Below are 23,813 nucleotides of genomic sequence, written 5' to 3'. Positions count from 1 at the left end.
AAGCATGTTGACGGATGCGTTATTGATTGCGCTGTTGGCTGGGCTGGCGGGGGTTGACCTGTTCGACGGCCTGACCCACTTCCACCGGCCGGTGGTGATGGGGCCGCTGGTGGGGCTGATTTTGGGCGATGTCTACACCGGCTTGCTGGTGGGCGGCACGCTGGAGCTGGTGTGGATGGGGATGGTGCCGCTGGCGGGCGCCCAACCGCCTAACGTGGTGATCGGCGGGGTGATCGGCACCGCGTTCGCCATTCTGACCAAGGCCGATCCTAAAGTGGCGATCGGCGTGGCGGTACCCTTCTCGATTGCGGTGCAAGGCTGCATCACGCTGCTGTTTACGCTGTTCTCACCGATGATGCACCGCTGCGATCGCATGGTGAAAGAGCTGAACTGGCGCGGCATCGAACGGGTGAATTACCTCGGCATCAGCATCCTGTTCATCTTCTATTTCGTGGTGGCGTTCCTGCCGATTTACTTTGGCGCCGATGCGGCCAGCGCCATGGTGCAAAAGGCGCCGGGCTGGCTGCTGGACGGGCTGGCGGTGGCGGGCGGCATGATGCCGGCGATCGGCTTCTCGCTGCTGATGAAGGTGATGATGAAAAAAACCTACGTGGCCTATTTTATCCTCGGCTTCATCTCGGTCACGTTCCTCAAGCTGCCGATCCTGGCGGTGGCGCTGGGCGCCCTGGCGATCGCCCTGATCGACTTTTTCAACACGCAACGCGGCGCGGCAGAGACGACGGCTCGGCCCGCTCCGCAGGAGGACGCCGAAGATGGCATTTAACGATTCCGACGATCTGCTGGCGCAAAAGGCCGATCAACGCATGGCGCAGGCGCTGGCCACCAGCCAGGTGGAGCAGGACGACTATCTGGACAGCCAGCCCGCCGAAGCGCTGACGCGCGGCGACATCAACCGCATGGCCTGGCGTTCGCTGCTGTTGCAGGCGTCGTTCAACTATGAACGCATGCAGGCCGGCGGCTGGTTGTATCAGCTGATCCCCGGGCTGCGCAAGATCCACCGCAACCCGCAGGATCTGGCCAACTCGATGAAGATGCACATGGAATTTATCAACGTGCATCCGTTCGACGTCACCTTCCTGTCCGGCCTGGTGCTGGCGATGGAGCAGAACAAGGAGAAGATCTCCACCATTCGCGCGGTGAAAGTGGCGCTGATGGGGCCGCTCGGCGGCATCGGTGATGCGCTGTTTTGGCTGACGCTGTTGCCGATTTGCGCCGGGATAGGCGCTTCGCTGGCGCTGGAGGGCAGCCTGTTCGGGCCGATCGTTTTCCTGCTGCTGTTCAACCTGTTCCACTTCGGCCTGCGCTTCGGGCTGGCGCACTACGGCTATCAGGCCGGCACCAGCGCGCTGGCGTTGTTGAAGACCCACACCCGGCGCATTTCTCACGCCGCGTCGATCGTCGGCATGACGGTGATCGGCGCGCTGGTGGCCTCGTATGTGCACCTGTCCACCCCGCTGGTGATGCATGCCGGCAAGGCCAGCGTGGCGCTGCAGACCGACGTGCTGGACAAGTTGATGCCCAACTTGTTGCCGCTGTGCTTCACGCTGCTCATTTTCTTCCTGATGAAGCGCGGTTTCTCGCCGGTGAAACTGATTGGCGTCACCGTTGTGATCGGTGTGGTGGGCAAATTTATCGGCATTTTGTGAGGAGTGGGCTATGCCAGGCATTGTGATTACCGGCCACGGCGGCTTCGCCACCGGGCTGTTGCAGGCGGTGGAACAGGTGGTGGGGCCGCAGCCGCACTGCGTGGCGGTCGATTTCCCCGAACAGATGAGCACCGTGCAGCTCAACGACGCCTTGCGCTCGGCGTTGGCGGCGGTGGCGCAGCCGGACGGCGTGGTATTTCTCACCGACATGCTCGGCGGCTCGCCGTTTCGCAGCGCCTGCGAACTGGCGGATGCGCATGGCGATTGCGAAGTGCTCACCGGCGTCAATATGCAGTTGGCGGCGGAAATGATGCTGGAGCGCGATGGGCTGAATCTGGAGGAATTTCGCGAGATGGCTTTGGCGTGCGGCAAACGCGGCCTGACAAGCCTGTGGCATGAACGCCGCCGGGTGAAGTGCGAAGACGCGCAGGCCGATGGCATTTGAACGAAAACCGGGCGCGGACGCGCCCGGCTTCGTGAGTTATGCCGGCAACGGGCTCAGCGCCAGGCGCGCCGGTTGGTCTTCGCCGCGGCTGAAGCGCCAGCAGGTTTGGTGGTACTTCGCCACGCTGTTGCGGTGCGCTACGCTGATCAGCGTCACGTCCGGCAGTTCATCCACCAGCAGGCAGTACATCAACTGCTCGGTTTCGTCGTCCAGTGCGCTGGTGGCTTCGTCGAGGAACAGGATGCTCGGGCGAATCAACAGGGCGCGGGCGAACGCCAGCCGCTGTTGCTCGCCCGGCGACAGGCGATGGCTCCAGTTGGCGGAGGTGTCCAGCCAACGCTGCAGGTGCTTCAGGCGGCAGTTTTCCAGCACCCGCATCAGCTGCGGATCGCTGTATTCCGACGCCAGGCTCGGGTAGCTCAATGCTTCGCGCAGCGTGCCGATCGGAATGTAGCTGCGCTGTGGCAGGAATAGCGTGTTGGCGTTGGCCGCTACCCCGATAGCGCCCGCGCCATAAGGCCAGATACCGGCGATGGCCCGCAGCAGCGTCGACTTGCCGCAGCCGGAAGGGCCGACGATCAACAGGCGATCGCCGCGTTGCAGCGTCATCTCGGCGCCGACCAGCAGCGGCTGGCCGTCGGGCAAGTTCAGGCTGAGGTTGTTCAGCGTTAACGGATGGGCGGTCTCTTGCCGTAGCTGAATGCCGCGCGGCTGATGATGCACCTGATCGACGGCAGCGTTGAAGCCGGCCAGACGGTTGACGCAGGCTTTCCAGGTCGCCAAATCGTTAAACGCGTCGATAAACCACGACAGCGCACCCTGTACCTGACCGAAGGCCGAGGCGATCTGCATCAGGCCGCCCATCTGAATGGCGCCGGAGAAGTAGCGCGGCGCCGCCACCAGCAGGGGAAACACGATGGCGAACTGGCCGTAGAAGTTGGTGGCGATATTCAGCCGCCGAGTGATGCGCATAATTGCCCACCAGTTGCTGCGAATGGTGTCGAAACGATCGCCCAGCTGCTGCGCCTCGCGCGGTTCGCCGTGATACAGCGCGATGGCATCGTTATTTTCGCGGATGCGGATCAGGCCGAAACGGAAGTTCGCCTCGTACCTTTCCTGATTGAAGCCCAGCATGACCAGCGGTTTGCCAACCCACCAGATCAGCAGCGATCCCAGCACCGCATACAGCAGCGCGAACCACACCATATAACCGGGCAGCGTAATGGCGTGCTGACCGAGCGCGAAGGTCATCGGCCCGCTGACGTGCCATAAGATATCGATAAAGGAAAACAGCGTCACCAGGCTGGAGAGCAGCCCGAGCGACAGCGACAGGGTGTATTGGGTCAATACGTTGAGATCTTCGGCGATACGCTGATCGGGGTTATCGACGATCTGCTGTTGCTCGGTGTGGTAATACGCCTGGTGCGCCAGCCATTTCCCCATGAACTTTTCCGTCATCCAGCGCCGCCAGCGCATCTGCAGCCCCTGGGTGAGGTAGATCTTGTAGACCGCCAGCACGATGAAGATCAGCGCCAGATAGGTAAAGCGCCACAGCTGCGCCTTGAAGACAGGATAATTCTTGTTCTGCAGCGCATCGTAGAACACTTGGTTCCACTGGTTGATCTGCACGCTGATATAGACCAGGCCAAGCGACAGGACGACGATGGCGATCAGCATCGTCCAGGCGCGCCATCGCTCCTCCGACACCCAAAAGGGTTTGATCAGCTGCCAAACGGCGTGTTTCTGCAAGGGGGTTGCGTTCATAGCGACTCGATGATTGCGGCATTTTGTTCAGCATGGGCCGCGGGCCGGTAACAAACAAACCGCGACTGTAAGCAGTTTTGATCTCGCTAACCGTTTGAAATAAGGCGGTTGAATCGTCAGCGGTGCGCAGGTGGGCGCAATTACGGCATACACTCCGGCGCCGGGCGGTTATACTGGCGCCGAATTTTTGCAGAAAGGATAAACGATGAAGGCTTGGTTTCCCCTGTTGCTGACTTGCGGCGTCTTCGCCAGCGCCCGAGCCTGGGCGCACATTGACGAGCCGGACATCGCCGCCGATTGCCAAAAGGTGGCGAGCTACGCCGAACTGGGAAAAAAGGCCTATCAACGGCAGGATTACGCCAAAGCTGCCGACATTTTTCGCGATCAGGCGGCCTGGAGCGAGTTTTGCGGCCTGAGCGAGCAGGCCGTCGCCACGGCCTACAACAACGTGGCGCTGTCGCTGATGCACGCCGGCGAATTGCTCAAGGCGCAGGCCTATCTGGCGCTGGCGCCGCACGACGACAAATCGCAGCACAACATGAGCCTGTTGCGCCAACGGCTGGCGCAGCGGCCGCAGCCGCAGGGGCCGGCCGGCGTGTATTGGCAATACGCCGGGCGCGGCGTGTGGAGCGAAGTGGTAGTGAAGCCGCAGGGCGAGCGCTGGCTGATCGATTTCTCCGGCTACGCCATGCCGCAGATGGGGTTGTATTACGGCCCGAACATGGGCGACTTCACCGCTGAGCTGCCGATCGAGCATGGCAAAGCTGTTTATCATCAGCATGACTCGGAAAGCGCGCAGGTCTGCGACGTCACGCTGGAGTTTGGTGAGCAAGCGCTGGAGATGCACACGCGCGGAGATTGCGGGTTCGGTCACAACGTGCGAGCAGAAGGGCGGTTTGTGCGGGTCGAATGACCCGCCCCGGCAGTCGGGGCGAGAGAGGTTGGTTACGCCAGCGCGGCGGCGCCCAGCAGGTTTTTCCAGGCTTCCACCTTACCCAGATAGTTGCCGGCCGGCAGCAGATGCAGGCGGCCTTCGCTGTCCTGCAGCGCAAAGGTCGGGAAGCCCTGGCCTTGCACTTTGGCCAGCAGCGCCCGGCTTTCCGCGATGTGTTGCGCGGTCGGCGCGCCGCTGTTGAAACGCATTTCGGCGATAAACGCCGCCGAAGGCAACCCCAGCTCTTTCGCCAACGCTTCCAGCACCGGCGTGTCGGCGATGCGCCGGCCTTCCTGATAGTGCGCCTGCTGAATGCGGTGCAGCATGTCCAGCCCGCGCCCCGCCAGCTTTTCCGCCGCCAGGATAGCGGTGATCGGCGGCTCGGAATCCATCACTGCCGTGGTATCGCGCAGCAGGCCGTTGAAATAGGCTTCGCCAAAAGGCTGGCCCGTCATCTCGGCGATGCGTTTGTCGTGCGGAATGACGTAGTTGCGCCATTCGTCGGTGATTTGGCGGCGATTGTTGCCGGTCATCATACCGCCGGCGTGCGGCACGATCTTCAGCCCGGGGAGGCTCTGAGCCGCTTTCACCAGCGGCGCGGCGCCGTAGCACCAGCCGCACAGCGGATCGAAAATGTAATGCAGAGTGGTTTCAGTCATCTTTACTCCTCGCCTGGCGCGCGGCAGCTCACTGCGGCGCCAGGGCTGGTTCAATCACGCACGGGCGCTTATTGCGGCCACTTCATCTCGCCTTTCAGCACTTTCGCGCTCAGTTCCAGGCTCGACTCGTCTTTCAGCGTCGGATAATGCTTTTTCATCGATTCAATCAGCGCGGCGGAATCCTTGGCCTTCGGCAGCTCGGCTTCCAGCGTAGTCAGGTACTTCTGGGTAAAGTGCACCGATGCCAGCGTTTGCGCAGCGCCCGGCAGGAAGTGGCCCGGCACGACGACCTGCGGCTTCAGCGCTTCGATGTTTTTCAGCGTCTGCTGCCAGTGCTGGCGCGATTCCACGCTCTGGTTGTCTGCGATCCACGGGTGGATGTTGTCACCGGCGACGGCCACACCGCCCACAACCGCTTTCAGCGCCGGGATCCACACGAAGGTGCGATCGGGGGTCGGGCCGTTCAGGCCTTTCACTTCCACTTTCTGCCCGTCGATGGTGAAGCTGTCGCCCTGCAGCGGCTGCGGCACAATCACGGTTTTTGGGGCGTTCTCTTTCAGGATCGGGCCCCAATAGGCGACTTTGCCGTCTTTGGTCGCGTTGATGTCTTTGATGGTGCCTGGCGAAGCGATGATTTTCGCCTCCGGGAAGGCCGCCTTAATCACGTCCAGACCGAAATAGAAATCCGGATCTGAGTGGCTGATATAAACGGTGGTCAGTTTCTTGCCGGTCGCCTTGATCTTTTTCACCAGCTCTTCGGCATCGTTACGCTGGAACTGCGCGTCGATCAGCGCCACTTCGTGTTTGCCGCTGACGATTTCGGAAGACACCGGGAACACGCTTTTCTCGCCCGGGTTATACACTTCCATGGTCAGAGTGTCGGCAGCGGTGGCATAGGTGCTAAGGGTGGCGACGCCAGTGAAGGCCAGAGTTAACAGTGATTTCTTAAACATGGGCAGAGGTCCTTAGGTATCGGTTAATGTTGTAATGATGTTAGGTTGCATAAAGCGATAGAAAAACCGGATAATAAGCAATTATTCATTGCATAAATCGGACTAATCATGGATCGCATTACCGCCGCTGAGGTTTTTGTCACCATCGTCGATCGCGGCAGCATGATCGCCGCCGCGGAAACGCTGGAGATGTCGCGCGCGATGGTGACGCGCTACCTGGCGCAGATGGAGCAATGGGCCGGGGCGCGTTTATTGCACCGCACTACCCGTAAGCTTAGTCTGACCGACGCCGGGGAGCGTACTCTGGAACGCTGTCGGCAAATGCTGGCGCTGGCAGGGGAGATAGACCTGGTGGAGGAAGGGCAGAGCGATGAGCTGCGCGGCCTGCTGCGCATCACCTGTTCGCAGTCGCTCGGGCAAACGGCGCTGGTGGGGGCCGTCGCCCAGTACCTGAAGCGTCACCCGCAGGTGGCGGTCGATCTGCAGATGAACAACCGGGCGGTGAACCTGGTGGAAGAGCGCATCGATCTGGCGCTGCGCATCACCAACGAGCTGGATCCCAACCTGATCGCCCGGCCGCTGTCCACCTGCGCGTCGGTGGTGTGCGCTGCGCCGGCGTATCTGGCGGCGCACGGCACCCCGCGCCAGCCGCAGGATCTGGCGTTGCACAATTGCCTGACCTACTCCTATTTCGGCAAAAGCCTGTGGCACTTCGACGCTCAGGGGGTGAAATCGGCGGTGGCGGTCAGCGGCAACCTGAGCGCCAACGAGTCGGTGGTGCTGATGGCCGGCACGGTGCAGGGGGCGGGCATTTCCATGCAGCCCTATTATTCGGCGGCGCCGCTGCTGGCCAGCGGCGAACTGGTCGAGCTGTTGCCGGATTATCGGCCGCAGTCGATGGGCATCTACGGCATCTATACCTCACGCCGCCAGATGCCCGCTACCTTGCGCACCATGCTGGACTTTCTGGTGGAGTGGTTCGCCACCGATCCGCAATGGCAGGCGACGCTGCGCTAAGACCGCGGCAACATTCCCACGCCGTTTTCACCGTTTGACTGCGGCGGCCAGGCGAGCGGCAAAGGTGGTGGCCTGCTGATGAAGGTGGTCGATAAAGGCCGTCACCAGCGCCGATGAAGGGCGGTGCAGCGGCCGGATCAGGCTGACGGTGAACGGCACGTCGATGCTGAACGGGCGCACGTGCACACCGTTGCCGGCATAGTCGAGCGCCGTCAGCGGGTTAACGATGGACACCCCCACGCCGGCCCTCACCATGGCGCACACCGACGCCGCGCTGTGCGTTTCCATCACCATGCGGCGCTCGACGCCCTGTTCGCCAAACAGCGCATCCAGCAAGTGACGATAGCTGTCGGTGCTCGACAGACTGATAAAGTTCTGCCCGGCGAAGTCCTGCGGCGTCAGCCGATCTTTCATCAGCAGCGGGTGGCCCATCGGCAGCACGCACACCTCGTTCAACGTCATCAGCGTCACCCGCTCGGTGCCCGCCGGCGTCAGGGTGGTTTCCGTCAGCCCGAGATCGTGACGCTGGGCAGACAGCCACTCTTCCAGCAGCGGCGACTCTTGCGGGATGACGCTGAAGCTGACTTCCGGGTAACGTTCGATAAAGGGCCGACACACCGCCGGCAGCAGCGATTGAGAAAATACCGGCAGGCACACGATCGACAGCTGTGCCTGCTGAAACTGGCGAATGCCGGCGGCGGCGTTGACGATGCGATCGAGGCCGTAATAGGAGCGCTGCACCTCTTCGAACAGCCGTAACCCCTGCACGGTAGGGGACAAACGTCCGCGCACCCGGTCGAACAGCTGCAGCCGGATCAGCTTTTCAAAGCGCGCCAGCTCGCGGCTGACGGTCGGTTGCGAGGTTTGCAACAGGGCCGCCGCCTCGGTCAGGTTGCCGGTGGTCATCACCGCCCGAAAGATTTCGATCTGCCGCAAAGAGATGCTGTGCATGGTCAGGCCGCTCGATTAAGGGGAAACCCATATCATAAATGAATAGACTACGGCTAAATAGATATTTTCCACCCGATTCAGCGTGCGGCACTATGGGGTTATCTGCCGTCATTTTCGAATTGGGAATATCGCCATGCCACGCCCGTTGCACGACACCTCCACCGCGTTGAATGCCGCTAATCTGCTGGCCTTGCCGCAGCGTTTCGGTTGCCCGGTCTGGGCCTATGATGCGGAGATCATCAGCCAGCGCATCGCTCAGCTGCGCCATTTCGACACTATCCGTTTCGCACAGAAGGCCTGTTCGAACATTCATATTTTGCGCTTGATGCGCGAGCAGGGCGTGAAGGTGGACTCGGTGTCGCTGGGCGAGATCGAGCGGGCGCTGCAGGCCGGTTTTCAGCCGGGGGGTGAACCGAGCGAGATTGTGTTTACTGCGGACGTGTTGGATCACGCCACGCTGGCGCGCGTCAGCGAATTGAAGATCCCGGTCAACGCCGGTTCCATCGACATGCTGGATCAGCTCGGCCAGGTTTCCGCAGGGCACCCGGTGTGGCTGCGCATTAACCCGGGATTTGGCCACGGCCATAGCCAGAAAACCAACACCGGCGGCGAGAACAGCAAACACGGCATCTGGTATGCCGACCTGCCACAGGCGGTGGAGAAAATCCGCCGCTACGGCCTGAAGCTGATCGGCGTACACATGCACATCGGTTCCGGCGTCGATTACCAGCACCTGGAGCGTGTCTGCGATGCGATGGTGCAGCAGGTGATCGATCTCGGTCATGACATCAGTGCCATTTCCGCCGGCGGCGGCCTGTCTATCCCGTATCAGTACGGCGAAGAGGCGATCGATACCGAACACTATTTCGGGTTGTGGAACCGGGCACGCGAACGTATCGCCGCCCATCTGGGGCATCCGGTGCAGCTGGAGATCGAACCCGGGCGTTTCCTGATGGCGGAAGCCGGCGTCTTGGTGGCCGAAGTGCGGGCGGTAAAAGACATGGGCAGCCGCCACTTTGTGCTGGTGGACGCTGGTTTCAACGATCTGATGCGCCCGGCGATGTACGGCAGCTATCACCACATTTCGCTGTTGCCGGCCGATGGGCGCGATACTTCGGGGCAAGCGCTGCGCGAAACGGTGATCGCCGGGCCGCTGTGCGAATCCGGCGACGTGTTCACCCAGCAGGCGGGCGGCGGCGTGGAAACCCGCGAACTGCCGCCGGTCCAGATCGGCGATTATCTGGTGTTCCACGACACCGGCGCCTACGGTGCATCGATGTCCTCCAACTACAACAGCCGTCCGCTGTTGCCGGAGGTGTTGTTCGAAAACGGCGAGCCGCGCCTGATCCGCCGTCGCCAGACCATCGAAGAGCTGATCGCGCTGGAGCTTATCTGATAAAAGGGCGGGCGTGCTGCGCCCGCTTTACAGCGTCATGCGGCGGTACGAATTAAGGCTGTTCGTGCGCGTTGTTGAGGGTGGCGACCGAGTGGCGGCGCACCAGCGTCGGGCTGAACATGTTGGTGATTTCCGGCAGCGGTTGGCGATTGGCCAAGGCCAGAGCCAGTTCCGCCGCCTGGGTTGCCATTGCAACGATCGGGTAGCGAATGGTGGTCAGGCGCGGCCGCAAATAGCGTGAAATCAGCACGTCGTCGAAACCGATCAGCGAAATTTGCCCCGGCACGTCGACGCTGTTGTCGCTCAGCACCGAAAGCGCGCCGGCGGCCATCGGATCGTTGTAGCAGGTAACGGCGGAGAACGAACGGCCGCGGCCGAGCAATTCGGTCATCGCCTGTTCGCCGCCGATCTCGTCCGGTTCGCCGTAGGCGATCAGCTTTTCATCCACCGCAATACCGTGCTCCTGCAGCGCGTCGAGATAGCCCTGCAGGCGATCGGTGGCGTCGGAAATCTGGTGGGTGGAGCAGATGATGGCGATGCGCTGATGCCCTTGCTGGATCAGATGACGGGTCGCCAGCCAGGCGCCGTAGCGATCGTCGAGCGCCACGCAGCGCGTTTCAAAACCCGGCAGCGTGCGGTTGATCAGCACCATGCCCGGGATCTGTTGCATCCAGCCGCAAAGTTCCTGATCGCTCAGCCTTTTGGCGTGCACTACCAGCGCCTCGCAGCGATGCCGCACCAGCTGTTCAATCGCCTGGCGCTCTTTTTCGGCGTCGTGGTAACCGTTGCCAATCAGCAGAAAATTGTGGGTAGCGTAGGCCACCTGCTCGACCGCTTTGACCATCGCGCCGAAGAAGGGGTCGGAAACGTCGGAGACGATCAGGCCCAGCGTCTCGGTGGATTGCTGCGCCAGCGCCCGCGCGTTGGCGTTAGGGTGATACTGCAGTTGTTCCATGGCGGCCAGCACCGCGGTGCGCGACCCTTCGCTGGCCTTGGGGGAGTGGTTTATCACGCGGGATACCGTGGCCACGGAAACACCCGCCAGCCTGGCAACATCCTTTATCGTAGCCATATCAGTCAACACATCCTGGGTAATCGCTTACATCCCCCAGTTTTGCGGAAAACAACCGGGGCTGCAAGCGGTGTTGTGCGCAACTTGTGGCAGCCGTTGCAGAATCTTTTCGCGGCTGCGCGCATAACCGCCGGCCGCCGAACGACAGCGCAATTTGTACGTTGGCACTGGCGGCGGGCTGAGGTAACGTCTGTGCATTCTGATTTGCGCCGAGAACGCCATGTCCATTAAACGCTATCCGCAGCTCGCCCATTGGGGCGCTTATACCGCCGTGGTTGAAGACGGTCGGCTTATCCGCTGTGAACCCTTCGCCGACGATCCCGATCCTTCGCCGTTGCTCGATTCCATCGTACCGATGGTTTACTCCGATAAACGTATCCGCAAGCCGGCGGTGCGCCGCTCGTGGCTGCAAAGGCGCGAGGGCAGCGACCGTACGCTGCGCGGCAAGGAAGACTTCGTCGAGGTGGACTGGGAACTGGCGCTCGATTTGGTGGCGCAGGAGAATCGCCGGGTGCGCGATCGCTACGGCGCCTCCGGGCTGTTTACCGGCTCTTATGGCTGGTCGTCGGCCGGGCGTTTGCATCATGCGCGCTCGCTGGTGCGGCGGTTTTATTTCAGCGGCGGCGGCGGGGTCGATCAGCAGGGCAACTACAGCTGGGGCGCGGCGCAGTTTTTCCTGCCGTATGTGATCGGCACCTTCTCGCCGTTGACCGGGCGCGTCACCAGTTGGCCGAGCGTGGTGGAACATTGCGAGCTGTTCGTGGCGTTTGGCGGGCTGGCGCTGAAAAATGCCCAGGTCTCTTCCGGCGGTGCGGCGGAGCATGCGCTCAAACCCTGGCTGCAAAAGCTGGCACAGAAGGGCACGCCGATAATCAACATCAGCCCGATGCGCGATGATTGCCCCGCGTTCGTCAATGCGGAATGGATCCCCATTAGGCCGAACACCGACGTGGCGCTGATGCTGGCGCTGGCTTACGAAATTCAGCAGTTGGGTGCGCAGGACGAAGCCTTCCTGCACAGCCACTGCGTAGGCTATCAACAGTTGGCGGATTACCTGAACGGCGTGAGCGACGGCGTGGCGAAAACGCCGGCCTGGGCCAGCGCCATTACCGGCATTCCAGCGGCGCGCATCGCGCGACTGGCGCGGCAGCTGATCGGGGTGCGCAGTTTCATCACCTGCTCTTACTCGGTGCAGCGTGCGCATCGCGGCGAGCAGCCTTACTGGATGATGATCGCGTTATCGTCGATGTTGGGTCAGGTGGGATTGCCGGGAGGCGGTTTTTCCTTCGGCCACGGCTCGATGAACGGCGTTGGTAATCCGCGTGTGGACACGCCAGCGCCGACCATGCCGGTGGGAGAAAACCCGGCCGGACTGGCGATCCCGGTGGCGCGTATCTGCGACATGCTGCTGCACCCAGGGGAAGCCTACCAATTTTGTGGCGAGACGCGGCATTACCCGGATATCCACCTGGTGCACTGGGCCGGTGGCAACCCGTTCCACCACCATCAGCAATTGAACCGGCTGGTGGAAGGCTGGCAGAAGCCGGATACGGTGATCGTACAAGATATCTGGTGGACGGCGGCGGCTAAAATGGCAGACATCGTGCTGCCGGTCACCAGTTCGCTGGAGCGTAACGACATCGGCGGCTCCTCGCGCGATCGCTACGTGCTGGCGATGCATCAGGCGATTGCATCGCAGCATCAGGCGCGCAACGATTTCGATATCTTCGCCGATCTGGCTGAGCGGCTCGGTTATCGCGAACGCTTTACTGAAAATCGCGACGAGCGGGCCTGGATCGAAGATATCTACCGGCAATGCGGCGTAGCGCAGCAGCGCGCCGGCGTCGCCTGGCCCGAGTTTGAGGATTTCTGGCACCGGGGCTATGTAGAACTGCCCGCACCCGCCAAGGAGTTCGTGTTTTTCGACGCGTTTCGCGCCGATCCGCAGGCGCACCCGCTGCACACGCCCAGCGGCAAGATCGAGCTGTTCAGCGAACGAATCGCCGGTTATCGCTATGAGGAGTTCGCGCCGCATCCGCAGTGGCGGCCGCCGGTGGAGTGGCTGGGGGCGCCGCAGGCCAAAACCTGGCCGCTGCATCTGATCTCCATTCAACCGAGCGATCGTCTACACAGCCAGATGGATCCGGCGCCGCTGGCGCAGAGCAATAAGACCGCCGGGCGCGAAACCTTGTATATGCATCCGGACGACGCGGCGCAGCGCGGCGTCGTGGACGGCGCGGAGGTGCTGGTCAGCAACGCGCGCGGCAGCTGCTTGGCGGGAGCATCGCTCACCGATGGCGTGACGCGCGGGGTGGTGTTGATGGCGACCGGCGCCTGGTTCGATCCGGGTTTTGGCGCACAGCGTCAGCCGATTGAGCAGGCGGGCAACCCGAACGTACTGACGCTGGATATCGGCACTTCGCCGTTGACGCAGGGGCCGAATGCCATGAGTTGCCTGGTGGAAGTCAGCGCGCGATGAATGAATATTTCACGTCGGGATAACCGGCTCTACGTCGTTGCTATATTTGTTTTTTCGCCGCTGCGGGAAGGTTTAAGTTTCATTGAGTTATTACAGCAGATCGCGGGAAATTTACAGCTGGTTGCATTTGGAGCAGAACTCTTGCGATTCGCCGGTAGTTTCCTGCACGCCATCTCTCTAGAGTAGGTGATCCCAGAGGTATTGATTGGTGAGAAATCAGCATACTCTGTATGTTGAAGCCATTTTCAATTGCACCAACCTACGCGGATGCGTAGGTTTTTTTTTGCCTGCCATATAGTATCCTTTTCCCTACAACGATTTACGCCTCCATGGCCAAGGGAGAAGGGCATGATCTTTTCACTGCTGCGCGCGCTGTTTCGCCTGCTGTTTCGGGTTCGGGTCGAAGGAGACGTCCAGCACTTCGAGCGGCAAAAATTGCTGATTACGCCGAATCACGTCTCTTTCCTCGACGGTGTGCTGTTGGCGCTGTTCCTGCCGATTAAACCGGTGTTTGCGGTTTACGCCAGCATCGGCGAGAGTTGGTTTATGCGCTGGCTGCGGCCCTACATCGATTTCGTCTCGCTCGATCCCACCAAGCCGATGGCCATCAAACAGCTGGTACGCATGGTCGAGCAGGGGCGACCGATCGTGGTGTTCCCTGAAGGGCGCATCACCGTGACCGGCGCACTGATGAAAATCTACGACGGCGCGGCGTTTATCGCCGCCAAGTCGGGCGCCACCGTGGTGCCGGTGCGGATCGATGGCCCCGAATTCAGCCCGTTCGGCCGCATGGCCGGGGTGTTCAAGATCCGCTGGTTCCCACAAATCAGCATCCGCATCTTGCCGCCAACCACGCTGCCAATGCCGGAAGCGCCGCGCGCGCGTGAACGCCGGGCGCTGGCGGGCGATCGGCTGATGCAGATCATGATGCGGGCGCGGATGGACACGCGCGAGCCGCAAACGCTGTTCCATGCTTTGCTGGCGGCGCAGCACCGCTACGGGCGCCGCAAGGCCTGCATCGAAGATATCGCTTTCAAGGAAGACAGCTACCAGACGCTGATCAAGAAATCGCTGGGCGTCAGCCGCATTCTGCAGCGCTTTACCGCAGAAGGGGAACACGTCGGGCTGCTGTTGCCGAACGCCACCATCACCGCAGCGGCGATCTTCGGCGCTTCGCTGCGCAACCGCATCCCGGCGATGCTCAACTACACCGCCGGCGCCAACGGCCTGAACAGCGCGATGCTCGCCGCCGGTATCAAGACCATCGTCACTTCGCGCCAGTTTCTGGAGAAGGGCAAGCTGACCCACCTGCCGGAGCAGGTGACGCAGGCTAACTGGGTGTATCTGGAAGATTTGAAGGATACCGTCACGCTGGCTGACAAGTTGTGGATTTTGCGGCATTTGCTGCAGCCGCAGCGCGCGGCGTTGCCGCAACGCCCGGAGGACGCGGCGCTGATCCTGTTCACTTCCGGTTCCGAAGGCCATCCCAAGGGCGTGGTGCATTCACACGCCAGCCTGCTGGCCAACGTAGAACAAATTCGCACCATCGCCGACTTCACGCCGCGCGACCGCTTCATGTCGTCGCTGCCGCTGTTCCACTCATTCGGCCTGACGGTGGGGTTGCTCACGCCGCTAATCACCGGCAGCCGCATTTTTCTCTACCCCAGCCCGCTGCACTATCGCGTGGTGCCGGAGCTGGTGTATGACCGCAACTGCACGGTACTGTTCGGTACGGCGACCTTCCTCAACAACTATGCGCGCTTTGCGCATCCGTATGATTTCGCCCGCCTGCGCTACGTGGTAGCCGGCGCGGAGAAACTGGCGGACAGCACCAAACAGATCTACCAGGACAAATACGGCATCCGCATTCTGGAAGGCTATGGCGTGACCGAGTGCGCGCCGGTGGTCTCCATTAACGTGCCGCTGGCGACCAAGGTGGGTACCGTCGGCCGCATCATGCCGCAGATGGAGGCGCGTCTGATCGCGGTGCCGGGTATTGATAACGGCGGCCGCCTGCAGCTGAAGGGGCCGAATATCATGAAAGGTTATCTGCGGGTTGAACGCCCCGGCGAGCTGGAACCGCCGGCGGCGGAGGATGCGAACGGCGTGCTGCAGCCGGGCTGGTATGACACCGGCGATATCGTCAGCCTGGATGAGCAGGGTTACTGCACCATTCGCGGGCGCGTGAAGCGCTTCGCCAAGCTGGCGGGCGAGATGGTGTCGCTGGAGAGCGTCGAATTGCTGGCGCAGCGGCTGTCGCCGGAAAAACTGCATGCTGCCACGGCCAAAAGCGACAGCAGCAAAGGCGAGGCGCTGGTGCTGTTCACCACCGATCCCGCCATCACCCGCGAAGCCTTGCTGCGGGTGGCGCGTGAGCTGGGCAGCCCGGAATTGGCGGTACCACGCGATATTCGCCTGCTGAAAACGCTGCCGGTGCTCGGCAGCGGCAAACCCGATTTCGTCACCCTGCGTCATATGGCCGAACAGCCGGAGAGTGCCTGATGAATCCTTCGACCGAATCCCCTTTGCTGTCACGCGGCATGATCGCCGTGATCAGCGCGCAGTTCCTTTCGGCGTTCGGCGACAATGCGTTGCTGTTCGCCACGCTGGCGTTGATCAAGCAGCAGCTGTATCCGGACTGGAGCCAACCGATTTTGCAGATGGCCTTTGTCGCCACCTACATCATCCTGGCGCCGTTTGTCGGCCAGGTGGCCGATAGCTTCGCCAAAGGGCGGGTGATGATGTTCGCCAACGCCCTCAAGCTGGCGGGGGCCTTGGTGATCTGCTTTGGGTTCAACCCGTTTCTCGGTTACAGTCTGGTCGGCGTGGGGGCCGCCGCGTATTCGCCGGCCAAATACGGCATTCTGGGCGAGATCACCAGCGGTGAGAAGTTGGTCAAGGCTAACGGCCTAATGGAGGCCTCGACCATCGCCGCCATTCTGACCGGTTCGGTGGCAGGCGGCATTCTGGCGGACTGGCATGTGGTGGCGGCGCTGGCGGCCTGCGCCTTGGTTTATGCGGGAGCGGTGGTCGCCAACCTGTATATTCCACGTCTGGCGGCGGCGCGGCCGGGAGCCTCCTGGCGCCCGCGGACCATGACGAACAGTTTCTTTACCGCCTGCGTCACGTTATGGCGCGATGGACAGACGCGTTTCTCCTTGATCGGCACCAGCCTGTTCTGGGGGGCCGGCGTAACGCTGCGTTTTCTGTTGGTGCTGTGGGTGCCGGTGGCGCTCGGCATCGCCGATAACGCCACGCCGACGCTGCTGAACGCCATGGTGGCCGTCGGTATTGTGGTGGGTGCCGGCGCCGCCGCGCGCTTCGTCACGCTGAAGACGGTAAAACGCTGCATGCCGGCCGGGATCCTGATCGGCGTCGCGGTCGCGGTGTTCGCGCTGCAAACCACCATGCTCAATGCCTATATCTTGTTGGCGATCATCGGCATGTTGGGGGGCTTTTTCGTGGTACCGCTCAATGCGTTGCTGCAGGAGCGGGGCAAGCACTCGGTCGGCGCAGGCAATGCGATCGCGGTGCAAAACCTGGGTGAAAATGCCGCGATGTTGCTGATGCTGGCGCTGTATTCGCTGGTGGTGAAGCTGGGCGTGCCGGTGGTGGGCGTCGGCGTAGGGTTTGGCGTGGTGTTTGCGTTGGCGATTAGCGCGCTGTGGTGGTCGCAGCGGCGGTAAAAAATGGGGCGCAGCCTGGCTGCGCCCTTGCTTTATTAAGGCGCCGGAATGGTAAACCGGGTATGGATTTCTTCAAGCGCCTGCAGCACGTCCTCATCCAATACCACATCGAGGCTGTCGATGTTGATTTTCAACTGCTCCACCGTGGTGGCGCCCAGTAGGGTGCTGGCGACGAACGGCTGTTGACGCACAAAGGCCAACGCCATCTGCGAAGGATCCAGCCCGTGTTTTTTGGCCAGCGCCACGTACTCGGCGATCGCCAGCTGGGTTTGCTGCCCTGAATAACGGTTGAAACGGGTGAACAGCGTATTGCGCGCACCGGCCGGTTTAGCGCCGTTGAGATATTTACCGCTCAGGGTGCCGAACGCCAGGCTGGAATAGGCCAGCAGTTCCACCCCTTCGTGCTGGCTGATCTCGGCCAGGCCAATTTCAAAGCTGCGGTTCAGCAGGCTGTACGGGTTTTGAATCGACACGATGCGCGGCAGCTCGTGTTTCTCCGCCAGCTGCAGGTAGCGCATCACGCCCCAGGGCGTTTCGTTGGAAACCCCGATATAGCGAATCTTGCCGGCGCGCACCTGCTCGGTCAGCGCCTCCAGCGTTTCCAACAGCGTGACCGTAGCTTTGTCGTCGGTGTATTGATAGTTGAGTTTGCCAAAGCAGTTGGTGGTGCGCTGCGGCCAGTGCAATTGGTAGAGATCGAGATAATCGGTGTTCAACCGCTTGAGGCTGGCATCCAGAGCGGCGCGGATGTTTTTGCGATCGAGCGCCTGCTGTGGGCGGATGCTGCTGTCGGTGCCGCGCACCGGGCCCGAGACTTTGCTGGCCAGGACGATTTTTTCACGATTGCCGCGCGCCTTGAGCCAGCTGCCGATATAGCTCTCGGTTAGGCCCTGGGTTTCCGGGCGGGGCGGCACCGGGTACAGTTCGGCAGTGTCTATCAGGTTCACGCCTGCGGCCAATGCATAGTCCAGTTGCGCATGGGCGTCGGCTTCGCTGTTCTGTTCGCCAAAGGTCATGGTGCCCAGTCCCAGCACGCTCACTTCTAAAGAACTGTGGGGAATACGGTGGTATTGCATTAACGGCCTTCCTTTCTTGTTAGCGCTGACGGGCCGCGTGGCCCGGTGAAACAGGAGCCCAATGTCAGAAGACGGCGCAAAGTCCGTCGGGCGGCGATATCGCCTTTCCTGACTATAACCAAGCGGTGAAGATGGGGGAAGCGGATTCCGTGCGGACACGAATGAGGGCTACCGCGCTCGAACGGGCGATAGCCGGCGGGTGGTGATTAGCGTTCGATAACCTGAGAAACCTGATCGCCGTTGATCTGGCGGTGATTGCCTTTCTCGTCTTTATAGCTGATGAGGCCGGTGTCTTTGTCGATCTCCGGCTTGCCTTGCGTCAGGATCATGTTGCCGTCTTTGGTCGCCATCACGTAGTCGCTGGAACATCCCGCCAGGCCGGCAACCATTACCAGCGCAGACACCGCCATTACCCACTTTTTCATCCTGCGGATCCTCGATTATGCAGAAAACGTTGTTATTTCAAGATTAGCAAACTCTCGGCGAAGGGCGTCTCAGATAAGTCTTTATCTGATAAGAAAAAGTGAAATGGGAGGTCAACGAAGCGATGGAAGCCGCCGCTGGCGGCTTCCAGGTAGGGTTATTCCGGCGAGCGGTTTTTCTTGCTGCGCATCAGATTGAGCGCTTCTACCGACATAGAGAAGAACATGGCGAAGTAGATGTAGCCTTTCGGCACGTGCACCTGGAAACTTTCCAGCATCAGCGTGAAGCCCACCAGGATCAGGAACGCCAGCGCCAGCATTTTCACCGAAGGGTGGCGGTTGACGAACTCGCCGATCGGTCGGGCGGCAAACATCATCACGCCGACGGCGATCACCACTGCCGCCATCATGATGAACAGATGGTCGGAAAGGCCCACGGCGGTAATCACCGAGTCCAGACTGAAGATAATGTCGAGCAGCATGATCTGCACGATCGCGCCGAAGAAACTGTGCACCTTGGTGTGGTGCTCTTCCTCCGTGCCTTCAATGGTTTCGTGGATCTCTTTGCTGGCTTTCCAGATCAGGAACAGCCCCCCCAGCAACAGGATCAGATCGCGGGCGGAAACGGCGTGATCCAGCACGGTAAACAGCGGGTGCGTCAAGCGGATCACCCAGGCGATAGAGGCCAACAGCGCCAGGCGCATAATCATGGCGGCGGCCAGACCGAGCCGGCGAGCTTTGTTCTGTTGCGCTTTGGGCAGCTTGGCCACCACCAGCGACAGAAAAATGATGTTATCAATACCCAGTACGATCTCAAGAATGGTTAGCGTACCTAACGCTAACCAGGCATTGGGATCCATAATCCATTCGAACATTGCCCGGCACACCTTAATACTTAATAAATGCAAAGCGTGAATTATACGCGTTTATCGCGGCGCTGACAGGACTAGCTAAACCAGAGTTAAACGAAATCGCTTAGATTGAGAAATGTCTTGCCAGCAGCGCGCCGGTAAAACTCTTTTTCAGATAGAAACCGCGCGGCAGCGTCATGATAGGTTGCCCCTGCTCGCCGATGGCTTCGGTGAGCGCCTTGCTGTTGGCCGCTTTGGGGCGTAGCTGCAGCACTTCGCCGTGGCGTGCGGTGATGCGCTCTACGTGGCCGAGCACGATCAGATCCATCAACTCTTCCCAATCGCGGCGTAGCATCTCTTCTTCTGCGGCGCTCGGGCTCCACAGCAGCGGCGAGCCGACGCGGCGTTCGGCCAGCGGGATCTGCCGTTCGCCTTCTACCGGTATCCACAAGACGCGTGCCAGCTTGTGGCGAACGTGGCTGCTGGCCCAGGTGACGCCGCTGTTGCCGGTGAGCGGGGCGACGCAGACAAAAGTGGTTTCCAGCGGTTTGCCGGCGGCGTCAACAGGAATGGTTTTCAGCTCGATGCCCAGTTCGGGAAAGTCCTGCTCTGGTTTACTGCCGGCCATAGCGCCGAGGTACAGCTCCAGCAGCATACCCACCCAGCCCTTATCGCGCTTTAGATCCTTGGGGATCGGCAACTGCGCGCGGGCGGCCAGCTCACCAAAACTGGCGCCGGCCAGCGCCTGAGCACGCTCGAACAGCTGCCGTTCATTTTCCGGCGGGGGCGGCAAAGGGGATAAAAACGCCATAAATCAAGCCTGTCGAATTTGGTTGAAAAACGTACTGCGATTATACACGGTGAACGATAACTGCCATCACCTGGGGAAAAGAAGAATAGTAGCATGATTTTACATGACTTTTTTTCTTTCCTTGCATGACCGCCAATGCACTGGCGAGGCTTGTTCACCTGAAGCCACCGACAATAAACAGGATCTTACACCTATTTATCCACAGATTTATGGGATAACCCAAATTTTTGCCGATCACTGGTTCAATTTACAGCCTTGACTCAAGCGGTTTTTTACGAATTTGTCCGTTTTGTGCGTAACTAGCTCGGATAATCTGTGGATAAAAACGGCGTTGATGGATCTTTCGCCAGGGTAAGATCTTTACCGTGCATAGATCACATTTTTGCCCTGTATATAACGACGTAGCATTGGTTAATTGTATGTTTTTAAAATAAATATGTGATTTATGGGGTGAGGGTGAATTTTGGAGTTTAAGAGTTTTACCGGCTTATCCCTCGAGTTCTACACACACCTATCCACAGAAAAAGTGAATAAAACCGGCTTGAAAGGCTGGGGTATGTTTATAACTTTGCCAATATCTGTGAGTTATCCCAATGTTATCCGGCCCGCAGCGCCGTAAAGCAGTGGTTTACCGCCTGTAGCTTGTGTGAAACAATCAGGACATCTATGCGAATTTAAGCTTATCGAGGTAGTCCGGTGATCGATGATGATGGCTACCGCCCGAATGTTGGTATCGTAATCTGTAATCGTCAGGGGCAGGTCTTATGGGCCCGCCGTTACGGTCAGCACTCCTGGCAGTTTCCCCAAGGTGGGATTAACCCTGGCGAAACTGCGGAGCAGGCGATGTACCGTGAGCTGTTCGAAGAAGTGGGGCTGAGTAAAAAGGATGTGCGCATCCTGGCTTCGACCCGCAACTGGTTGCGCTATAAATTGCCGAAACGTTTGGTGCGTTGGGACACAAAGCCGGTTTGTATCGGCCAAAAGCAAAAATGGTTTTTGTTGCAGTTACTGTGCAATGACGCTGATATCAATATGCAACGCAGCAGCACGCCGGAGTTCGACGGTTGGCGCTGGGTGAGTTTTTGGTATCCGGTGCGCCAGGTGGTGTCGTTCAAACGCGACGTCTATCGCCGGGTGATGAAAGAATTCGCCGTGACCGTGATGCCGATGCAAGAGCCGGCGGCGCCGCGGCAAGCTCCCGCTTATCGCCGAAAGAGAGGTTAAGTTAAGCAGACTATGCTCACGCGCTTGCGAGAAATTGTAGAGAAGGTGGCCGCGGCGGCCAGTCTGACGGATGCGCTGGATCTGCTGGTCAATGAAACCTGTCTGGCGATGGACACCGAAGTGTGCTCCATCTACCTGGCGGACAACGATCGCCGCTGCTACTACCTGATGGCCACGCGCGGGCTGAAAAAGCCGCGTGGGCGCACTATCGCATTGGCGTTTGACGAGGGCGTCGTCGGGTTGGTCGGCCGCCGGGCCGAGCCTATTAACCTGGCCGATGCCCAAAGCCACCCCAGTTTCAAATACGTTCCGCAGGTGAAAGAGGATCGTTTCCGATCCTTCCTCGGGGTGCCGATCATTCATCGGCGCCAGCTGCTGGGCGTGCTGGTGGTGCAGCAGCGCGAACTGCGCCAGTTCGACGAAAGCGAAGAGTCTTTCATGGTAACCCTGGCCACGCAGATGGCCGGGATCCTTTCGCAGTCGCAGCTTAACGCCATTTTCGGCCAGTATCGCCAAACGCGCGTGCGTGCGCTGGCGGCCTCGCCCGGCGTGGCGGTGGCGGAAGGGTGGCAGGACAGCAGCCAACCTTCGCTCGATCAGGTTTACCGCGCGTCGACGCTGGACACCGCCAGCGAGCGCGAGCGTCTGACATTGGCGCTGGAAGAGGCCGGCGCGGAATTTCGCCGTTTCAGCAAGCGTTTTGCCGCCAGCTCGCAAAAAGAGAGTGCGGCGATCTTCGATCTTTATTCTCACCTGTTAAACGACGCCCGCCTCAAGCGTGAACTGTTCGCCGAAATCGACAACGGTTCGGTGGCGGAGTGGGCGGTGAAACAGGTGATAGAAACCTTTGCCGAGCAGTTCGCCAAACTGCAGGACACCTACATGCGCGAGCGCGGCAGCGACCTGCGCGCGCTGGGCCAGCGCCTGCTGTTCCACCTCGACGACACCACCCAGGGCGCCACCCAGTGGCCGGCGCGTTTTGTGCTGGTGGCGGATGAACTGACCGCGACGTTGCTGGCCGAAGTGCCGCAGGATCGCCTGGTCGGCGTGGTGGTGCGCGACGGTGCCGCCAACTCGCATGCGGCGATTTTGGTGCGTGCGATGGGGGTGCCGACGGTGATGGGCGCCGACATCCAACCTTCTTTGCTCAGCCAGCGGCTGCTGATCGTCGATGGCTATCGCGGTGAACTGCTGGTCGATCCTGAGCCGGTGCTGGTGCAGGAATATCAACGGCTGATCAGCGAAGAACTTGAGCTGAGCAAGCTGGCGGAAGATGACGTCGAGCAGCCGGCGCAATTGAAAAGCGGCGAGCGCATTCAGGTGATGCTGAATGCCGGCCTCAGCCCGGAACATGAACAGCTGTTGGGCGGCCGGGTGGATGGCGTGGGGCTATACCGCACCGAAATCCCGTTCATGCTGCAAAGCGGCTTCCCTTCCGAAGAGGAGCAGGTCGCCCAGTACCAGGGCATGCTGCAGCTTTACCCGAGCAAGCCGGTCACGCTGCGCACTCTGGATATCGGCGCCGACAAGCAGCTGCCCTATATGCCGATCAGTGAAGAGAACCCCTGCCTGGGTTGGCGCGGCATCCGCATCACCCTGGATCAGCCGGAGATCTTTTTGATTCAGGTGCGCGCGATGCTGCGCGCCAACGCCGGCACCGGCAACCTGGGCATTCTGTTGCCGATGGTCACCAGCCTGGAAGAGGTCGACGAGGCCAAACGCTTGATTGACCGCGCCGGGCGCGAGGTGGAAGAGGTACTCGGCTACGCGATCCCGAAACCGAAAATCGGCGTGATGCTGGAAGTGCCGTCGATGATTTTCCTGATCCCGCATTTGGCAGGGCGCGTTGATTTCATCTCGGTCGGCACCAACGACTTGACCCAGTATCTGCTGGCGGTGGATCGCAACAACACCCGCGTCGCCTCGCTGTATGACAGTTTGCACCCCGCAATGTTGCAAGTGCTGAAATTGATCGCCGAGCAGGGGAAAGCGGCCGGGTTGCAGCTTAGCCTCTGCGGAGAGTTGGCCGGCGACCCCATGGGCGCGCTGTTGCTGGTGGGCATGGGCTATCGTAATCTGAGCATGAACGGCCGCAGCGTGGCGCGCATCAAATACCTGCTGCGGCATATCGAGCTTTCCGACGCCGAAGTGTTGGCGCAGCGGGTGTTGAACACCCAGATGACCACCGAGGTGCGCCATCTGGTGGCGGCATTTATGGAGCGGCGCGGCATGGGCGGGCTAATCCGCGGGGGCCGATAGCCGCCGCGCGGTGTGATTTTTTTACAGAACTTTTCCCGCCCTGCCGGACCGGACCGCGCTAAGCCTATGTTATGATGCGCAACCTCAGCGCGGCGTATGCTCGTTGCCTTGCACACCACAGCGGCCAATGCCGCCGTTTGCAAGGCG

The 23,813-nt window shown here is 60.6% G+C and carries 20 protein-coding genes; 11 read left to right on the top strand and 9 right to left on the bottom strand.

From position 1 onward, the window contains the following. Window positions 1–4 precede the first annotated feature (4 nt). From agaW to agaF, 3 genes are read left to right on the top strand one after another with little or no spacing between them, the layout of a single operon-like run. Window positions 5–784, top strand: a complete 780-nt coding sequence (gene agaW / locus EGY12_RS02980; protein ID WP_049202167.1) for a PTS N-acetylgalactosamine transporter subunit IIC — start codon at window positions 5–7, stop codon at window positions 782–784. Beyond that, complete coding sequence (locus tag EGY12_RS02975) at window positions 774–1,667, top strand: PTS system mannose/fructose/sorbose family transporter subunit IID (protein WP_049202166.1); 894 nt, start codon at window positions 774–776, stop codon at window positions 1,665–1,667. The genes agaW and EGY12_RS02975 overlap by 11 nt, the downstream gene beginning before the upstream one ends. Window positions 1,668–1,677: 10 nt before the next feature. Further along, complete coding sequence (gene agaF, locus EGY12_RS02970; RefSeq protein WP_123892519.1) at window positions 1,678–2,112, top strand: PTS galactosamine/N-acetylgalactosamine transporter subunit IIA; 435 nt, start codon at window positions 1,678–1,680, stop codon at window positions 2,110–2,112. A 36-nt stretch (window positions 2,113–2,148) separates the two neighbouring features. On the opposite strand, the gene EGY12_RS02965 is transcribed toward agaF, so the two are convergent. Beyond that, entirely contained in the window at window positions 2,149–3,876 is a 1,728-nt protein-coding gene (locus tag EGY12_RS02965) for an ABC transporter ATP-binding protein/permease (RefSeq protein ID WP_123892518.1), read from the bottom strand. Between the two features lie 205 nt (window positions 3,877–4,081). Here EGY12_RS02965 and EGY12_RS02960 point away from each other — a divergent pair, with 205 nt between their 5' ends. Then, the gene (locus tag EGY12_RS02960; protein ID WP_123892517.1) at window positions 4,082–4,789 is read left to right on the top strand and encodes a tetratricopeptide repeat protein; all 708 of its coding nucleotides are present in this window, start codon (window positions 4,082–4,084) and stop codon (window positions 4,787–4,789) included. A 32-nt stretch (window positions 4,790–4,821) separates the two neighbouring features. On the opposite strand, the gene EGY12_RS02955 is transcribed toward EGY12_RS02960, so the two are convergent. Continuing rightward, window positions 4,822–5,469 carry a DsbA family protein gene (locus EGY12_RS02955; protein WP_123892516.1) on the bottom strand — a complete coding sequence of 216 codons (648 nt, stop codon included), beginning with the start codon at window positions 5,467–5,469 and terminating at the stop codon, window positions 4,822–4,824. A 68-nt stretch (window positions 5,470–5,537) separates the two neighbouring features. Then, window positions 5,538–6,422, bottom strand: coding sequence for an MBL fold metallo-hydrolase (locus tag EGY12_RS02950; protein WP_123892515.1), 885 nt, complete (start codon window positions 6,420–6,422; stop codon window positions 5,538–5,540). A gap of 108 nt (window positions 6,423–6,530) precedes the next feature. Between EGY12_RS02950 and EGY12_RS02945 the strand changes: the two genes are divergently transcribed. Continuing rightward, the gene (locus EGY12_RS02945; RefSeq protein ID WP_015378928.1) at window positions 6,531–7,439 is read left to right on the top strand and encodes a LysR family transcriptional regulator; all 909 of its coding nucleotides are present in this window, start codon (window positions 6,531–6,533) and stop codon (window positions 7,437–7,439) included. A 27-nt stretch (window positions 7,440–7,466) separates the two neighbouring features. Here the strand turns inward: EGY12_RS02945 and EGY12_RS02940 are convergent, their stop codons facing one another. Further along, window positions 7,467–8,390 carry a LysR family transcriptional regulator gene (locus tag EGY12_RS02940; RefSeq protein WP_123892514.1) on the bottom strand — a complete coding sequence of 308 codons (924 nt, stop codon included), beginning with the start codon at window positions 8,388–8,390 and terminating at the stop codon, window positions 7,467–7,469. A gap of 133 nt (window positions 8,391–8,523) precedes the next feature. On the opposite strand from EGY12_RS02940, the gene lysA reads away from it, so the two are divergent. Then, window positions 8,524–9,786, top strand: a complete 1,263-nt coding sequence (lysA, locus tag EGY12_RS02935; RefSeq protein WP_123892513.1) for a diaminopimelate decarboxylase — start codon at window positions 8,524–8,526, stop codon at window positions 9,784–9,786. 52 nt (window positions 9,787–9,838) lie between these two features. Here the strand turns inward: lysA and galR are convergent, their stop codons facing one another. After that, window positions 9,839–10,858: an HTH-type transcriptional regulator GalR gene (galR, locus tag EGY12_RS02930; RefSeq protein WP_123892512.1), complete on the bottom strand. Its 1,020-nt coding sequence runs from the start codon at window positions 10,856–10,858 to the stop codon at window positions 9,839–9,841. Between the two features lie 220 nt (window positions 10,859–11,078). Here galR and EGY12_RS02925 point away from each other — a divergent pair, with 220 nt between their 5' ends. The 3 genes from EGY12_RS02925 to lplT all read left to right on the top strand — a co-directional run bounded on the left by EGY12_RS02925 (window position 11,079) and on the right by lplT (window position 17,023). Further along, window positions 11,079–13,337 (top strand): molybdopterin guanine dinucleotide-containing S/N-oxide reductase, encoded by a 2,259-nt coding sequence (locus EGY12_RS02925; protein ID WP_123892511.1) that lies wholly within the window; start codon window positions 11,079–11,081, stop codon window positions 13,335–13,337. 348 nt (window positions 13,338–13,685) lie between these two features. Continuing rightward, window positions 13,686–15,839, top strand: coding sequence for a bifunctional acyl-ACP--phospholipid O-acyltransferase/long-chain-fatty-acid--ACP ligase (gene aas, locus EGY12_RS02920; protein ID WP_123892510.1), 2,154 nt, complete (start codon window positions 13,686–13,688; stop codon window positions 15,837–15,839). Further along, window positions 15,839–17,023, top strand: coding sequence for a lysophospholipid transporter LplT (gene lplT, locus EGY12_RS02915; RefSeq protein WP_123892509.1), 1,185 nt, complete (start codon window positions 15,839–15,841; stop codon window positions 17,021–17,023). The genes aas and lplT overlap by 1 nt, the downstream gene beginning before the upstream one ends. A 35-nt stretch (window positions 17,024–17,058) precedes the next feature. On the opposite strand, the gene EGY12_RS02910 is transcribed toward lplT, so the two are convergent. The 4 genes from EGY12_RS02910 to mutH all read right to left on the bottom strand — a co-directional run bounded on the left by EGY12_RS02910 (window position 17,059) and on the right by mutH (window position 20,183). Beyond that, window positions 17,059–18,099 carry an NADP(H)-dependent aldo-keto reductase gene (locus EGY12_RS02910; protein WP_123892508.1) on the bottom strand — a complete coding sequence of 347 codons (1,041 nt, stop codon included), beginning with the start codon at window positions 18,097–18,099 and terminating at the stop codon, window positions 17,059–17,061. A 206-nt stretch (window positions 18,100–18,305) separates the two neighbouring features. Beyond that, the gene (locus tag EGY12_RS02905; protein ID WP_038878690.1) at window positions 18,306–18,524 is read right to left on the bottom strand and encodes a YgdI/YgdR family lipoprotein; all 219 of its coding nucleotides are present in this window, start codon (window positions 18,522–18,524) and stop codon (window positions 18,306–18,308) included. A gap of 155 nt (window positions 18,525–18,679) precedes the next feature. Further along, complete coding sequence (locus tag EGY12_RS02900) at window positions 18,680–19,396, bottom strand: TerC family protein (protein WP_038878693.1); 717 nt, start codon at window positions 19,394–19,396, stop codon at window positions 18,680–18,682. A gap of 100 nt (window positions 19,397–19,496) precedes the next feature. Then, window positions 19,497–20,183: a DNA mismatch repair endonuclease MutH gene (gene mutH, locus EGY12_RS02895; protein WP_123892507.1), complete on the bottom strand. Its 687-nt coding sequence runs from the start codon at window positions 20,181–20,183 to the stop codon at window positions 19,497–19,499. A gap of 696 nt (window positions 20,184–20,879) precedes the next feature. Between mutH and rppH the strand changes: the two genes are divergently transcribed. Together rppH and ptsP are read left to right on the top strand one after the other, a co-directional pair. Then, the gene (rppH, locus tag EGY12_RS02890; RefSeq protein WP_123892506.1) at window positions 20,880–21,407 is read left to right on the top strand and encodes an RNA pyrophosphohydrolase; all 528 of its coding nucleotides are present in this window, start codon (window positions 20,880–20,882) and stop codon (window positions 21,405–21,407) included. A 12-nt stretch (window positions 21,408–21,419) separates the two neighbouring features. Then, window positions 21,420–23,666, top strand: a complete 2,247-nt coding sequence (gene ptsP / locus EGY12_RS02885; protein WP_123892505.1) for a phosphoenolpyruvate--protein phosphotransferase — start codon at window positions 21,420–21,422, stop codon at window positions 23,664–23,666. Window positions 23,667–23,813: the final 147 nt, after the last annotated feature.

The sequence above is a fragment of the Serratia sp. FDAARGOS_506 genome, from assembly GCF_003812745.1.
Classification (GTDB): Bacteria; Pseudomonadota; Gammaproteobacteria; order Enterobacterales; family Enterobacteriaceae; genus Serratia.
Note: the sequence above shows the minus strand (reverse complement) of the source record. Positions and strands in the feature narration are given on the sequence as shown.